The sequence below is a fragment of the Marinobacter guineae genome (assembly GCF_002744735.1).
GTDB classification, from domain to species: domain Bacteria; phylum Pseudomonadota; class Gammaproteobacteria; order Pseudomonadales; family Oleiphilaceae; genus Marinobacter; species Marinobacter guineae.
In genome coordinates this window covers 585,612-600,353 of record NZ_KZ319339.1, presented here as the reverse complement: position 1 = coordinate 600,353, position 14,742 = coordinate 585,612, and the positions used below count along the sequence as shown (strand labels likewise).

The following is a 14,742-nucleotide window of genomic DNA, read 5'->3' as shown; positions in this document are numbered from 1 at the left end:
TGATTGGCCGGTTATTTTTGCTTGATGATGTTCGTTTGCGAATATTAAGATGTGATTTATGTTCGGTAACAAAAATTATAATTCGCAAACAACAATGATGTAACAGGAAATACGCTATGGAACACATAAAAACAGTCACGGCCCGGGAAATTCTGGATTCCCGGGGATTCCCCACAGTGGAAGTGGACATTGAACTCCGTAATGGCGTAGTCGGGCAGGGCCGGGTGCCTTCCGGGGCGTCCACGGGAACCCGGGAAGCGCTGGAAAAGCGCGATGGTGACAACAACCGCTATAACGGCAAGGGAGTCCTTCAGGCGGTCCGGTCTGTTAACGAACGTATTGCGCCGGCACTTGAGGGGCGCGTGGTGTTTGACCAGCTGGTCATGGACCGGCTCATGTGCGAGATGGATGGTACTCCCAACAAGGCAGAGTTTGGCGCCAATGCCATTCTCGCCGTTTCGCTGGCCACGGCTAACGCCGGTGCCAATTACCGCCAGCAGCCTCTGTACCGGTACCTTGCCGAGTTATACGGTTGCAGCGGCCCCAGCATACTGCCTGTGCCCATGATGAACATCATCAATGGCGGCGCCCACGCAGATAATAATGTTGATATCCAGGAATTCATGATCCAGCCCGTCGGGGCGCCCAGTTACAGCGAGGCGCTACGCATGGGTGTGGAAACCTTCCATGCCCTCAAGTCTCTGCTCCGGAAAAATGGCTTGTCCACGGCGGTGGGTGATGAGGGCGGCTTTGCTCCCAATCTGCGGTCCAGCGAGGAAGCCCTCGACCTTATTCTGGCAGCTGTTGAAAAGGCGGGTTACCGGCCCGGATCCGATGTTGTCCTCGCCCTCGATTGCGCCGCTTCCGAGTTCTATGAAGATGGTCGTTATAACCTGAAGGGAGCTGGCAAACAGTTCACCTCCGAAGAGTTTTCCGACTACCTCCTCGACCTGGCCATGCAATACCCGATCGCCTCAATCGAAGATGGCATGGATGAAAGCGACTGGGACGGCTGGAAACTATTGACCGAAAAACTCGGTGAACGTGTTCAGCTGGTAGGCGATGACCTTTTCGTGACCAATACCGCGATCATCACCGAGGGCATCTGCAAGGGTATTGCCAACTCAGTGCTGATCAAGTTCAACCAGATCGGAACCTTGACCGAAACCCTGGACGCCATCGGTGTGGCCCAGGATGCCGGGTATACCACTGTAATTTCCCATCGCAGCGGCGAAACCGAAGACACCTTTATATCGGACTTGGCTGTGGCAACGCGATCAGGCCAGATCAAAACCGGTTCTCTCTGCCGATCAGACCGGGTCGCCAAATACAACCGTCTGCTGCGCATTGAGCAGGATCTTGGCGCTCACGCGTTTTATCCCGGTGTTGGCGCTATCCGTTGCGCCCTCGACACTTGAACCGCTTTTCGGGAGAAACATCATGAAAAAACCGATTCTGATTGGAAACTGGAAGATGAACGGCAGCCTTCAGGCCAACCAGGCCCTGATGGTACGGGTATTGCCGCGCCTGAGGATGTTCCGCAAGTCGATTGATCTGGCGGTGTGCCCACCTTACCCCTACCTGTTCCAGGTTCGGGATCTGCTCGGTTACACGGGCATCGCGCTGGGTGCGCAGAATGCGTCCGGATTTGTATCTGGCGCCTACACCGGAGAGGTCAGCGCCACCATGCTCCACGAGATGGGGTGCCGGTACGTGCTGGTGGGCCATTCCGAACGCCGGTTACTTTTCGGTGAAAGCAGTCTGGAGGTCGCCGCCCGATACCGCTCTGTTCTGGGCGCCGGTTTGACGCCGGTGCTCTGTGTCGGAGAGACACTGGATGAGCGGGAGTCCGACCAGACCGGACTGGTCATTGAACGGCAGCTGCAGGATGTGATCGACAAGGTGGGGCTGTCAGCCATGGCAAACGGGATTATCGCCTACGAGCCGGTCTGGGCCATTGGCACGGGCAGAACCGCAACGCCGGAACAGGTGTCCTGGGTGCATCAGCAAATCCGGCAATTTATCGCCAACAATACGCCAGAGGCGTCTGATGACATCAGCCAGCGACTGCGTGTGATATACGGGGGCAGCGTCAAAGCCGAAAACGCCTTTGAACTGTTCAGTCTTGCCGATGTGGATGGCGGGCTGATTGGCGGGGCCTCCCTGCACGCGGACGAATTCGGAACGATCGCCGGTGCCCTGGCGGAAGCCTCCGGCGTCGTCGCCTCTGAATGCGAAATCAACTGATGGAGAAGGACATGCAGCAAGAAAGCTGGAAGCGGCCGGGTTTTTTCCCCGGCGAAGATGCTGTGCCTGAGAAATTCCGCCAGGGCGGCCTGCACATTGACAGCACTCTCGTCGCGGGTGAACTCCGCCCCTGGCACGGCCCTTTTGCCGAAGTTCGCAGCCCGGTATGTATCCATCGGCCGGGGCAGGGGGAACCCGAGCCCCTGGTGATTGGCCAGACACCGCTGATGGATGAAACTGCGGCGCTCGAAGCGCTGGATTCCGCGGTCGCGGCCTATGATCAGGGCAATGGTGTCTGGCCCAGCCTGTCAGTGTCACGCAGGATTACGCATGTTGAGCGGTTTCTTGCGGAAATGCGTCGTCATCGGGATGCGGTGGTTGAGCTGCTGATGTGGGAGATCGGCAAAAGCTGGAAAGATGCCTGCAAGGAATTTGACCGGACTTGCGATTACATCAACGATACGATTCATGAACTGAAGGTTCTGGACCGGCGATCTTCCCGCTTTGAAACTGTCGGCGGGGTGGTGGCCCAGACCCGCCGCCTGCCTGTGGGAGTCGCGTTATGCATGGGCCCTTTCAACTACCCTCTCAATGAAACCTTCACCACGCTGATCCCGGCGCTGATCATGGGCAACACGGTGGTGTTCAAGCCTGCGAAATACGGTGTGTTGCTGATAGGTCCCCTGCTGGAGGCGTTCCGGAGCTCGTTTCCGCCCGGGGTGATCAACATTATCTTTGGTCGGGGGCGGGACACCGTCGGACCTCTGATGGAGAGCGGCAAGGTGGATATGTTTGCCTTCATCGGCACCCACCGTGGTGCCTCGGCGTTGAAACAGATGCATCCGAAACCGCACCGGCTGAAAGCAGTGCTCGGCCTGGATGCCAACAATCCCGCTATCGTGCTTCCCGATGCTGATCTGGATCTGACTATCAGTGAATGCGTAACCGGTGCGTTGTCCTTTAATGGCCAGCGATGTACCGCACTGAAACTGCTGTTCGTGCATGAGTCGCTGGCCGATGAATTTGCCCGGCGCCTATCGGCGGCTGTGAGCGAACTGACCGCTGGTATGCCCTGGGAGCCGGATGTGTCGCTGACGCCGCTGCCAGAACCGGGTAAAACTGTGTTCCTCAGAGAGCTGGTGGAGGATGCCCTGGCCAAGGGTGCCTCGGTGGTGAATCCGGGCGGCGGTGACATTCACGGAACCTATTTCCACCCGGCCGTTCTATACCCGGTAACACCCGCCATGCGTATCTATCATGAAGAACAGTTCGGACCCGTCATTCCGATTGTGTCCTTCACAGACGAACGGGAAGTGATTGAGCACGTACGGGACTCAGATTATGGCCAGCAACTCAGTATTTTCGGCTCGGATTCGGACGCCTTGGGCGGCCTGATCGATTTGCTTGCCAATCAGGTGGGGCGTCTCAACCTCAATGCCCAGTGCCAGAGAGGGCCGGATACGCTGCCGTTCAATGGCCGGAAAGACTCTGCCGAGGGAACCCTGTCGGTGTCGGATGCCTTGCGAGTCTTCTCGATTCGCACAACGGTGGCTACCAAATCCAGTGATACCAACCGGGACCTGGTAACCAGTATTGTGCGGGGTCGTCATTCCAGGATTCTGACAACGGACTACCTGTTCTGATAGCGCGTTCAGAATGAAACTCAGAGCCGGGGGGGCTTACCAGCCTCCCGGCGACGCTCTTCCCATTCTTCCCGGGTCTGGGCCGCCTGATCGCCGGGCATGGAATCGATGATGCTGAAATAATCGGAACTGTATTCATCCTCCACCACGGTGTTTCGTGGCTTTACCTTGACCACATACACTGTCTGGACGTTCTGGTGATCGAATTCCCGCCAGTACTGTTCGTCTTTCAGGAAGGTGTACCTATGTCCTTCCAGGGTCTTGATGATTGCGCTGGTATTGGTAGTGCCTACCCGCTCGACGGCGTCCTTATACTGGTAAACGATGCTGTAGGCAGACGCTGCTGCGGTTGAGGGGCGCATCTCGTAGCGCTTGGAGAAGGCTTCGACGAATTCCTTGCCGCGAGGATAGTTCAGCTCATAGGGCGCATTCCAGACCCAGGGGGAGCCACCTACGACTCCTTCCATAATCGTGGGGCCAACCTGCCTTGCCATGCCCAGGGTAAGGTTGGGCACAACAATCTGCATTTTCTCGGTGATTCCCATCTCATAGGCGACATTCAGAGCGCGCACCATGTCATCGCCGAACAGTACCATCATCAGAACCTTGGCATTGCTTGCCTCCGCCTGTTCCAGAGCCTCTCGGAAGTCGGCAATCAGGGCCCGCGGGAACGGAGTTTTCACGCCCTTGTGACGCTCGGTGTCTTCGGTGCCAGAGAACTTCCGGACCGACTCTTCCACCGACCAGCCCCAGGTGTAGTCGGCAGTGATGTAGAAATAATCGTCGCTCTGATGGTTGGTTTTCAGGTACTGACTCAGGGCCCTGGCCGTCATCCAGGCATTGTAGGGTTCCCGGAACATGTGGGAGTGGCCCTCAGCGCCAGTGGTCGCGTTCGAGTAGGTGAGGGTGCCGAAGTAGATCCGGTCACGATCCCGGGCCGCCTTGCCAGAGGCAATGGCTACCGCGCTGGAGACACCGCCGAACACCATCTGGACGCCTTCACGGTCGATCAGTTCTGCGGTGTTTTTGGCTCCCCGGGCAGGTTCACCCCGGGTGTTTCGGATCACCAGCTCAAGTTGCCGGCCCATAACGCCGCCGGCCTTGTTAATCTCGTCAACCGCCAGAAAGGCACCCAGACGCTGTTGCAGCCCCTGATCCTTGTAGCGGCCGGTCTGAGGGTAGTTCAGGCCGATCTTCAGTGTTTCTGCATAGACAGTGGTACTTGCCAGCAACAGCAGGCAAGCAGAAAAGAGTACTTTTCTGACATTCATTCGGGTTGGCCTCCAGAATTGCAGCGCCACTGGAGAAGCGGGCTACGTTCTTTTTTTGGTTATTAGTAAAGAAGATCTAGTTTCAGTGCTGATTATGGGGTCAACAATGGGACTAAAGTGGAAGTTTGCGTAACAATTTGTAGGTTGGTGATATATGTCAAAATCCCGGAAGCCTCTTTGACTTTCCGGTCTGTCTGCATGGATTCCCCTCAAATCAATTTAAGTCATACTGTGACTTCAGTGCGTTTCCTTAATCGTCCTTGTGGCACCCTTTGTTGACGTAGTAAGGGCGAGTGGGAGGGGGCGATGCCTTGCGTGGAATGGCAGGCTGATAAATTTAAATCAATGGTGAATTCAGAATGAAGGAAGTGACATACCGGAGCTTCATTGGTCGCGTTCGGGCAGCGGTCGGTTGTCTGGTCGCAGCTGGATGCCTTGCGGCCTACCCGGCAGTAGCCAGTGCAGAGTGGTATCGGTTTTCAGATACCGCCATGACAACGCCCATAGAGCTGGAATTCTGGACGGAAAACAAAGAACTTGCGAATCGGGTCGGAAACGATGTGCTGGCGGTTTTTCATCAGGTGGACAAGCAGATGAGTCGTTATCGGGAGGATTCGGAAGTCTCCAGGCTTAATCGTGAGGCTGCGGCCGGCCCGGTTCCTGTCAGTTCCGGGCTGTTTCAGGTGTTACAGAAAGCCCGGGAAATATCACTTCTCAGTGACGGCGCATTCGACGTGACCTTTGGCTCGGTCGGCTATTTTTATGACTTCAGAACCGGGAAGAAACCGACCGACGAACAAATCCGTTCGGGCCTGTCCCGGGTGAATTTCCGGGATGTGATCCTTGATGAGACCAACCGGACAGTCAAATACCGCCAGCCGGGCATCAAGGCCGATCTTGGTGGAATCGCCAAGGGTTATGCAGTGGATCTTGGAGTGGAGCGCCTTGTCAGTCACGGTATCCGCCATGCCCGGCTGAGTGCCGGTGGTGATATGCGGCTTCTTGGCGACAAGCGAGGGCGGCCGTGGTATGTCGGTATCCGGGACCCACGCTCGGAAGATCGTAATGCTGTGATTTTGCCACTGCAGGACGTGGCGGTGTCTACCTCTGGAGATTATGAGCGGTTTTTTGTGGATGAGGCAGGGGACCGTGTCCATCACATACTGTCGCCTGCCACCGGCAAATCGGTTCAGGGTGTTCAGAGTGTGACGATCATAGGCGAGAATGCTTTAACCACTGACGGGCTTTCCACCGCAGTGTTCGTTCTCGGGCCTGAGAAAGGGCTGGAGATGGTTGAGCGACTGCCTGGTATCGATGTGGTTATTATCGACGACCAGCGCATGATGCATGTGTCAGAAGGGCTCGTTCCGCCCCAATCAGAATAGGGGCGGAACGAGCAGTTTCGGTTAATTTCCGATAGTGCCGTTTACCACGTTCGAGAACGCAATCAGGCTGTCCCGGGAGGTGCCGTTGCCCAGCCCGTGGCCGTTGAAGCGCGCGCCAAACTCGCCCTGTTCCCCGTGTAATGCCATGTAGTTGAGTAAAACCGTCTGGACCAACTGATTGACGTTATTGGCCGCCGGGCTGGATGCGGTTTCCACTGAGGCATCAGAGCGCATGAAGCCGATCTGCCTGCGAATCGGGGTAGGGCGACCCGCCGGGTTGTACACCATGAAGAAGGAGGCGGCCGTCTGCTGGTTGTCGCCGGTCCACTCGCCCTTGCCGCGACCGTCCATGGAATCGTCAATCCGGCCGTTGCTCGACACAGAGCCGTCGCTGAAAACGTAAAGCATCAATGGCATGCCCACCCGGGCCGCATATTCCAGACAGGCGCCCATACAGCGGCCTGCCTGTTCATCACGTCGCTCGCCCGTTCCGCGTTCACCCGTGTGGTAGTCATAGCCGCCCATGGTGATCGTGCCGGCGCCGGCGTAACCGTTCAGTACCAGCTTCATCACAGAGGCGGTTTTACGGAACTCGCGGTTGCTGTTGAACTCATCGCGGCTGAAAATGCCGGTAGGGCCAACGATTTCGAGGTCGAGTTCGGGATCCAGTTCCGCCGGATTGCCGAACCGGTCGGCCAGATCGGCACTCTTGATATAGCCGCAGCGGACCAGATCTTTGACCACCTCGTCGGTGGAAATGCCAGTGTTCACCCGGTTCATCTTGGCGTCGCTGATTCGCTGAATGGATTCCATCACGGCGACTGCGTCGGATTGATCCAGAATGCCGATCAGATCGCCGACATCCACCAGGCCAGTGACGTCGGACGGCCGGTCAATCTTGGTGGGGCGTACCTCCGGATTGATCAGGTTCATCGGTGCCAGCGAGTTACCGCCGGATTCCGAACTCTGGGACCCTATGAGAGAGAGCAGGGAGCCGTCGGCACCCGCGTGATGGATGCCATACATCGGATTGTGGGGGTTGTTTCCGGTGTCGTTTTCCGAACGGGCCGCAATAATGGCGCCGTCCGTTGCTGCTCGGGTGCCGGCACTCGTGCTCTGGAGAATGCCGCGCAGGAAACCACTGTCCGAATGGAAAGCCAGGCCCAGCTCCGTGTTCACGAACGCCGGATCGTTCGGCAGCATGTCACCTGGTAGCCCGAGTTTGTTGTAGCCCGCGGTACTCAGGAAGTCCATTTGCCCACCGGATTTGCCCATCAGCACGTTAGAGCCGGCAATGTTGGCGCCGCCTGCCAGGTCAAAGCAGATAAACGGAATCTTTCCTGCACCCTGAACCGCTATGCCACAGCTTGCTTTCAGCGTTTCCAGGTCTGAAGAGAGCGCTGCGGACGCCATTCTGGGATTGCCGAACAGGCTGAACAGGGAGGCGCCGAAAACGGTGGCGGACCCTGCCATCAGGCCCTGGGCAATAAACTCGCGACGGGTCCTGGGTTTACCGTGATCGTCGTGGAGCAGTGGGCTGCCGTTGCCCAAGGGCTTTTTACGGGGTTTGCGTATGAACATGATCGGCTTCCTCTACTGAACCAAGGTGGTGGCGCTGCCAAGCACGGCGGCACAGCTTGCTTTCACGACCGTTTCCGTGCGATCTGCCGGGCATCCGGCGCCACAACTGGTCAGTTTATCCATAAGGCTGCTGAGTTCGGTCTGAATATCGCTGTCTACGGGCTGCGAAGCCAGGTTGCTGCCTACGAAACGGGACAGCAGCGGCCCGGTAACCAGACTCTTGCCACTGTGATCAAAGGCGCTGCCCGCCGGCGCGGAAAAATCGAATCCCGGGAACATGTCGGCCCGAAGTTGCCCGTTGGAAACCAATGCATCGCAATACTGGATCGCCATCTGGGTAACCGCCATCTGGTGGGAGGACAGGAAGCCCTGGATAGTCTCAACCGTTGGTAGTTGCTGCTTCACCGTGGTGTAAGTGGCGAATACCGCCGGATTGGTTGTGGCCACGCCGGTCATCCGCGACATGGACTCGTTGATCTCGTCAAAGGTCTTCAGACCGATCTCGGAGGACGGCTCCAGGTCTGCGGGCTCCGGCTGCGGCGGCAAAGACGGTTCGGAGCGGGCGAAACTGCTGCCGCCCAGTTGGTCGAAGGTCAGGAAGAACTCGTCGTTCTCTGGTCCGTTTTCCAGGGCGATGATGGTGCCCAGAGAGGAGAGCGGTTGACCAGTACCCGGTTCATAGCTGCCACTGTCCAGGACAACGTCGAGATTGGCCCAGGCCTGTCCGACAGTGGCTTCCTTGCCGTTAATACCCAGCCGCATGCCCCGCAGCGGGATATTTGAAGGCTCAGCGGTTTCGTCAAGGCTGATGAAGAAGGGACTGGTGAATCGGTAGGCATAGCTATCGAACTGGCTGACTTCGAACACGATGAAACTCTCGGGCACGTCGATCAGGTGAGAGACACCGAACAGGAGATAGAACTTCTGGCCAACACCCACCTCGAAGTTGGCCTGGACCTGTTCCGGTGTCAGCGCACGATTGTGGATGGCGACCATACGGATCGCGCCCTGCCAGGGGGAATTGCCATCCGTCTCGTTGCCTAGCACCAGAGCAAAGCTGTCGTCCCATTCAGTCAGCAGTCCGCCGTCGTCCGGGTCGACATCGCCGGTCGGAACGCCATTCACAAAGATCTGGCGCCCGGTCGCCGGGGTGTAGTTCACTACCACGTGCTGGAGGGTTGCCTGCAGGAGCATGTCGGCGTCCTGGGTCGCGAAAGGCGTATTCTCATCGCTGGTGGTGCTGCGATGCAGTACTTCGTAACGCTGGAGCGACTGGCTGAGCGTAACGTTACGAGTGGTGGATGAGCCCGAATAGGTGACGATACGGGCATCCTCCTGGGTGATGTTCCCCGGCGCGACCCAGGCCTCGATGCTGTACTCGCCGGAGGCAGTCAGCAGGGTGTGCAGCTTGCGGCTGGCGGTGGTGCTGCCCTGGGCCTTGCCGGCAGGGATCATGAAACCCTGCTCGTTTTCTCCTGCGGGGCCAAGGTCAATACCCCAGCCGCCAACCCAGTCAACGTTTCCGCTCAGGGTCAGATCCAGCGCAGGCGACACGCCGCTGGTATCAAAGGCGGTCTGGCCTTCACCAAATTTGAATTCGTAGAGGGCAATTACGTTGTCTTCAAAACGACCGCCGGAGTTGGCAAGCAGTCCGTCTGACTGAAGGTTGAGCGCCTTGCTGGCGACCAGCGTTGAATCTACGGGTTGTGCACTGAGGTCCTGGACCATTTCAAGAATCTTCAGCTCCATCAAATCGGCTGAGGCTTCACAATCATCATCCCAGCAGTTGTGGAAGTCGTATCGCAATCGCTCAACCAGACGGGATGAGCCCGGGTTCATCGGATCAATGCGGCTTTTCGCCTGAGCGTAGGCAGTGGTGACATCGGCACTGGCAATGTAGGGGGTCTGGCCACCATCAGCATGACATTCGCTGCAATACTGTCTGAGCTCGGGGTATACCGTGGTGGAAAATAATCCGGTGTCGCTGGGTAGGGAAACCGTGGCACCCGGTTCTTTGAGCTCCGGAGCGCGGAGTTCAACGGTTTTTGCAGAGCCTTCAGAGCCGCCGGCCCAGTTGGAAATGTAGGTGGTGAGAATGTCCACACAGGCCGACGAGCTCTGCAACCAGCAATTGTGGCCACCGGCTACCTTGGTCACCATCGCAGATTGAGAGGGATCAGACAGGTTAACAATGGAGTTTGCCTGGGCATAAGCAAGGTTAACGTCCTGCTCGTTGACGAACGTCGGTGCCTGACCATTGGCACCGTGGCACGCGCCGCATTTGTCCTGGGTGACCAGGTTGTCCCAGACCGTGCGTTTGAAGCTGGCAACGTCATCGGTCGCAGAAGCAGGCCCGTTGTAGGTAACCGTGCCGGAATTCTGGGAGGTATTCGGCAGTTGTTCCGTGGATTCGCCACCGCAGGCGGAAAGCAGTATGGCCAGGGCGGTAACAGCGAAGGCCGACTTGAGGGAGCTCATGGAAATTCCTTTAAATGTTTTCATAGCGTCCTCACTCCCCCATGCAATACACAGCGGATTCTGCAAATACCTGCTTCAGGTCGTAACCCTGGCTTGCGAAGCTGACAACCATACTGCTTACCTGTGAACGGTCCGCGCTGTTTGAAGGAGGGCGTAGGCAGACATTCTCAAACACCTTCTTGACCTGGCACTCGGCGAAGGCTTCGGAATGGGCGAACTCCCTACCCAGGCTCTTGGCACCATTGCCGGAACCAGGCAGTGAAGGATCCCATCCCAGCCGGCGATTGGCGCCCTGACGCCAGTAGTTATCCCAGCTGTCGTCGGGTGTCACATAGCCCTGCTCGAAGGTCGCAGCATTGATGTGATACTTGGCTTGAACCCTGGAACCAGTTTCCGGATCCGTTTCGCCAATGGCGTTGTAGACCAACCTGCCCAGTTCTCCATCAGGGTCGGCATTGGCGTCATATTCGTAGTCGTAGTAGGCAAACGCCTGGGTCATGGGGTCCATGCCGGTGTGGCAGCCAACGCAGTTATTCAGGAATACCCGGCTGTCACCACCCGGGCTGCGGGAAACATCCTGCCGGATTCGGTCGGGTGGCAGAGTAACGTCTGCGACCTGTTCCAGGTCGTTGCACATGTGATTGATCAGCGTGAAACGGAACATGGCCCGGTTGGTGCCGGCACTGAAGAATGCTCGGGCTGACGCCCTGGACGTGATCACGCCAGCCGTGGCAGAGGGTGGAAGGCCGGTATAAGTGGACTGATTCACGCTCACCAGGTTGTTTTTGAGGCTGGCTCCGCTGTTCTCCAGGGATTCGTAGTGATTGTTGTTGCTGTTGGAGTAGTTCGGCAGATTCAGGGAAGGGTCTCCAATATACAGCACATCGTCATACAGGACTTTGCGGAAATCTTCCCCGTCCCGCACCAGGCCGATCACCGTGGCGATATAGTCATTGAGCGGCACGAATTTTGACATCGCCTCATTGGTCCAGGGGGCCGCGAAATTCTTCAGGGTGACGTCGTAGAAGGCGGTGTCATCCATGGCCGTGAATGCCGCATCAATTGCGCTGCCGGCAGCAATATCATTTTCCATGGCATCCAGAACACTGGCAGAGGGTGGCACGCCGGCAATGCGGTCGTGGATTCGTTTAGCCTGTTCCCTGGGGCCGGCCTGAGCAATGCTTGCCTGCCCAGACACCAGTGCAACGAGAACTGCGGTACTGCAAGCCTTGATGATCAGGCTTCGGATCCTGTTCCGGCCGGTCATGTCCTTTCCCTCGGTGATCGTTAGCAATCGCACATTAATGACTTTTGACATTTGTTAAAAGTTTACGGCTTGCTCTAACCTCCGTTTTGAGCTGTAGGCCACGTTATTACATAAGGTTACGTAAAAGCCTTGGAGCCTACCCTCGGAACCGACTTAATTTATGTCATGGAATGTCATCCGGAACAGGGTTCGTAAGTTGGAAATTAAGTCACCCAGTCTGCAGATCTCTCACAGTGTTCGCCTGGCTATCGCCCTTGGCTCACTCGCGGTGCTGTCTGGCTGCCTTTCGAGCAGCGACAGCCAGCAGGCGGATCCGGTCGTTGTCGAGAACCCTGTGGCTTATGTCGAACGATCCTTGCTGTTTGACGAGAATACCGGGGCCCTGGTGGAGGATAACCTGGCGGACCCTTCGGCCTTCCGTCCCGGCGCCAGGCTGCTTCTGAAGGCCAGCGCGACCGCCGATGCTGAAACACGGGATATTGCCTCCAGGGCGTTCGCCGGGCCGCAATTCCTCGATGACAATGGCCAGTTGCGTTACGACGTGAAAGATCTTCACGTCTCCCACGATGGCTCCAGATTGCTGTTCGCCATGCGCGCCCCGGAAATCGAAGACGCCGATGACGAGGATCAGCCAACGTGGAATATCTGGGAATACGACGTCAGTACCGATGCCCTGCGTCGGATCATTGATTCAGATGTTACCGCTCGGGCCGGTCAGGATGTCGCGCCTGCCTATCTGCCCGATGGCAGAATCATTTTCTCCTCCACCCGTCAACGGATCTCGAAAGCGGTATTGCTTGATGAAGGCAAGCCCCAATACTCCGGTCTGGACGAGGAGGGTGACAGCCCTGCGCTCGTTCTGCATGTGATGGACGATGATGGCCAGAACATTGAGCAGATTACCTTTAACCAGAGCCACGACCTTGACCCCATGGTGGCGGACGATGGCACCATCGTGTTCAGCCGCTGGGACAATGCCGGCCAGACCCGCAACAACGGTGTAAACCTCTATCGCGTGAACCCCGACGGAAGCGGCCTGAGCTATCTGTACGGCCGTAATTCCCACGATTCGGTACCTGAAGCGAACGACATTCAGTATCTGCAGCCTCGCAAGTCCGACAGCGGCAATCTGCTGGTACAGCTAAGACCTTTTGAGACTGATGATTACGCGTCCGTGTTGGCCGAAGTCGATGTTGACCAATTTGTCGAGGCCAATCTGCGCATCGATGGGACCGAAGGTGCAGGTCAGCGCTCGCTTGTGCCCGGTGTGGGCCTGGATGGGCAGCTGTCGCTGAAAGGCAGTTACGCGTCGGTTTCACCACTGCTTGACGGGACCAATCGCTACTTGGCGAGTTGGACGCCCTGCCGATTGCGTGAAACAGCAACCGACCGGATTGTTAATTGCACGGAAGATCGCCTGCAATCCGAAGATTATCAACCCGCGGAGCCCGTCTACGGTCTGTGGCTTCTTGATATCAATAGCGAAACCCAGCGACCGGTGGTCCCGCCGGTGGAAGGTGTCCAGTTTGATGAAGCGGTCCTGATGAAGGAACGTCCTCTGGAAGGCTTTATTCCGGAATCCCAGTTTACGGGTGATGAGGGGGCCCTCGGTGATGCCGGTTACGGGGTGCTGCACATTCGCAGTGTGTACGATATTGATGGAGTGGACACCACACCGGCTGGTATTGCTGCAATGGCCGATCCGCTGCAGACGCCACCGGAGGATCGCCCGGCCAGATTCCTGCGCCTGGAAAAACCCGTGGCTATCCCCGATGACAATGTCCGGGATTTTGACAACAGCGCTTTTGGCCGGAGCCGCGCTCAATTAATGCGGGAAATACTGGGGTATGTGCCGATAGAGCCGGACGGCTCGGTGAAGGTGGCTGTACCGGCTAATGTCGCATTCGCCATCAGTGTGCTGGATGAGAAGGGTCAGCGGATCGGCGCCAGACACCAGAACTGGCTGACGGTGCGCCCCGGTGAGACCCTCGAGTGCTCAGGCTGCCATAACCCAAACAGTCCGACACCCCACGGCAGACCGGATGCCGGCCCGGGACCTGTCTGGGACGGGGCAGCAACCACTGGCACTTCGTTCCCCAATACCGACTCCAGCCTGTTTACCGATATGGGTGAAACCATGGCCGAGGTGTTCGCCCGCATCAACGAGCTTCGCCGGCCGACGCCGGATGTGATCTATGCCGATGAGTGGTCCGGTGATGCGGTGGACCCCAAGCCGGACAGTTTTGCCTATGCCTACGCCGATCTGCAGACCCCGCCACCCATCTCTGGCGTCTGTGCCACCGAGTGGGCACCGAATTGCAGGATTGTGATCAATTACGAGCAGCACATTCATCCACTCTGGAGTGTCAACCGGGAGGTACTGGACCCGGACACCATGGCGGTGGTGGATGACTACACCTGCACCAGTTGTCACACCAACACGGATGCCGCAGACGCGCAGCAGTTGCCGGCTGGGCAACTGGACCTGGGCGATGGGCCGTCACCGGATGAACCACTGCATTTCAACGCTTACAGGGAACTACTGTTCCCGGATAACGAGCAGGAGCTGGTTAACGGAGCCTTGGTAGATGTACTTGTGGATTCCGGGGAAGTGCTGGAGGACGAAGAAGGTAACCCGATCCTGGATGCCGAAGGAAATGTGCAGCCGATCATGGTGACGGTTCCGATTCAGGCCTCAATGTCTGTCAATGGCGCCCGTGCCAGTCGCTTCTTTAACGTATTCGAGGACGGCGGCTCTCATAAGGATTTCCTCACACCCGCCGAGCTGAGACTGATCGCAGAATGGCTGGATATTGGCGGCCAGTATTTTAACAATCCGTTCGACGCCCCGGAAAACTGATCCAAGGACT

9 protein-coding genes are annotated in these 14,742 nt (G+C 57.4%); 5 read left to right on the top strand and 4 right to left on the bottom strand.

The features are described 5' to 3' along the window. Nucleotides 1-116 precede the first annotated feature (116 nt). From eno to CLH62_RS02725, 3 genes are read left to right on the top strand one after another with little or no spacing between them, the layout of a single operon-like run. The gene (gene eno, locus CLH62_RS02735) at nt 117-1,418 is read left to right on the top strand and encodes a phosphopyruvate hydratase (protein ID WP_099616608.1); all 1,302 of its coding nucleotides are present in this window, start codon (nt 117-119) and stop codon (nt 1,416-1,418) included. A gap of 22 nt (nt 1,419-1,440) precedes the next feature. Continuing rightward, nucleotides 1,441-2,247 (top strand): triose-phosphate isomerase, encoded by an 807-nt coding sequence (gene tpiA / locus CLH62_RS02730; RefSeq protein WP_099616607.1) that lies wholly within the window; start codon nt 1,441-1,443, stop codon nt 2,245-2,247. A gap of 11 nt (nt 2,248-2,258) precedes the next feature. Beyond that, the gene (locus CLH62_RS02725; protein ID WP_099617603.1) at nt 2,259-3,890 is read left to right on the top strand and encodes an NADP-dependent glyceraldehyde-3-phosphate dehydrogenase; all 1,632 of its coding nucleotides are present in this window, start codon (nt 2,259-2,261) and stop codon (nt 3,888-3,890) included. A 20-nt stretch (nt 3,891-3,910) separates the two neighbouring features. Here the strand turns inward: CLH62_RS02725 and CLH62_RS02720 are convergent, their stop codons facing one another. Next, entirely contained in the window at nt 3,911-5,161 is a 1,251-nt protein-coding gene (locus CLH62_RS02720) for a substrate-binding protein (RefSeq protein ID WP_099616606.1), read from the bottom strand. A 359-nt stretch (nt 5,162-5,520) separates the two neighbouring features. On the opposite strand from CLH62_RS02720, the gene CLH62_RS02715 reads away from it, so the two are divergent. After that, entirely contained in the window at nt 5,521-6,546 is a 1,026-nt protein-coding gene (locus CLH62_RS02715; RefSeq protein WP_228152756.1) for an FAD:protein FMN transferase, read from the top strand. 21 nt (nt 6,547-6,567) lie between these two features. On the opposite strand, the gene CLH62_RS02710 is transcribed toward CLH62_RS02715, so the two are convergent. The 3 genes from CLH62_RS02710 to CLH62_RS02700 are packed head-to-tail and all read right to left on the bottom strand — an operon-like array spanning nt 6,568 to nt 11,872. Next, nucleotides 6,568-8,127 carry a general secretion pathway protein GspF gene (locus CLH62_RS02710; protein WP_099616605.1) on the bottom strand — a complete coding sequence of 520 codons (1,560 nt, stop codon included), beginning with the start codon at nt 8,125-8,127 and terminating at the stop codon, nt 6,568-6,570. A 12-nt stretch (nt 8,128-8,139) separates the two neighbouring features. Beyond that, a complete protein-coding gene (locus tag CLH62_RS02705) occupies nt 8,140-10,605 on the bottom strand; it encodes a LamG domain-containing protein (protein WP_099616604.1) in 2,466 nt (821 codons plus the stop codon). Between the two features lie 31 nt (nt 10,606-10,636). Beyond that, the gene (locus CLH62_RS02700) at nt 10,637-11,872 is read right to left on the bottom strand and encodes a hypothetical protein (RefSeq protein ID WP_099617601.1); all 1,236 of its coding nucleotides are present in this window, start codon (nt 11,870-11,872) and stop codon (nt 10,637-10,639) included. A 196-nt stretch (nt 11,873-12,068) separates the two neighbouring features. Between CLH62_RS02700 and CLH62_RS02695 the strand changes: the two genes are divergently transcribed. Then, a complete protein-coding gene (locus CLH62_RS02695) occupies nt 12,069-14,732 on the top strand; it encodes an HzsA-related protein (protein WP_228152755.1) in 2,664 nt (887 codons plus the stop codon). Nucleotides 14,733-14,742: the final 10 nt, after the last annotated feature.

Coding starts and splice junctions, on each gene's coding strand:
- tpiA (WP_099616607.1), top strand. CDS start 1,441: ATGAAAAAACCGATTCTGATTGGAAACTGGAAGATGAACGGCAGCCTT.
- eno (WP_099616608.1), top strand. CDS start 117: ATGGAACACATAAAAACAGTCACGGCCCGGGAAATTCTGGATTCCCGG.
- CLH62_RS02700 (WP_099617601.1), bottom strand. CDS start 11,872: ATGACCGGCCGGAACAGGATCCGAAGCCTGATCATCAAGGCTTGCAGT.
- CLH62_RS02720 (WP_099616606.1), bottom strand. CDS start 5,161: ATGAATGTCAGAAAAGTACTCTTTTCTGCTTGCCTGCTGTTGCTGGCA.
- CLH62_RS02715 (WP_228152756.1), top strand. CDS start 5,521: ATGAAGGAAGTGACATACCGGAGCTTCATTGGTCGCGTTCGGGCAGCG.
- CLH62_RS02705 (WP_099616604.1), bottom strand. CDS start 10,605: ATGAGCTCCCTCAAGTCGGCCTTCGCTGTTACCGCCCTGGCCATACTG.
- CLH62_RS02725 (WP_099617603.1), top strand. CDS start 2,259: ATGCAGCAAGAAAGCTGGAAGCGGCCGGGTTTTTTCCCCGGCGAAGAT.
- CLH62_RS02710 (WP_099616605.1), bottom strand. CDS start 8,127: ATGTTCATACGCAAACCCCGTAAAAAGCCCTTGGGCAACGGCAGCCCA.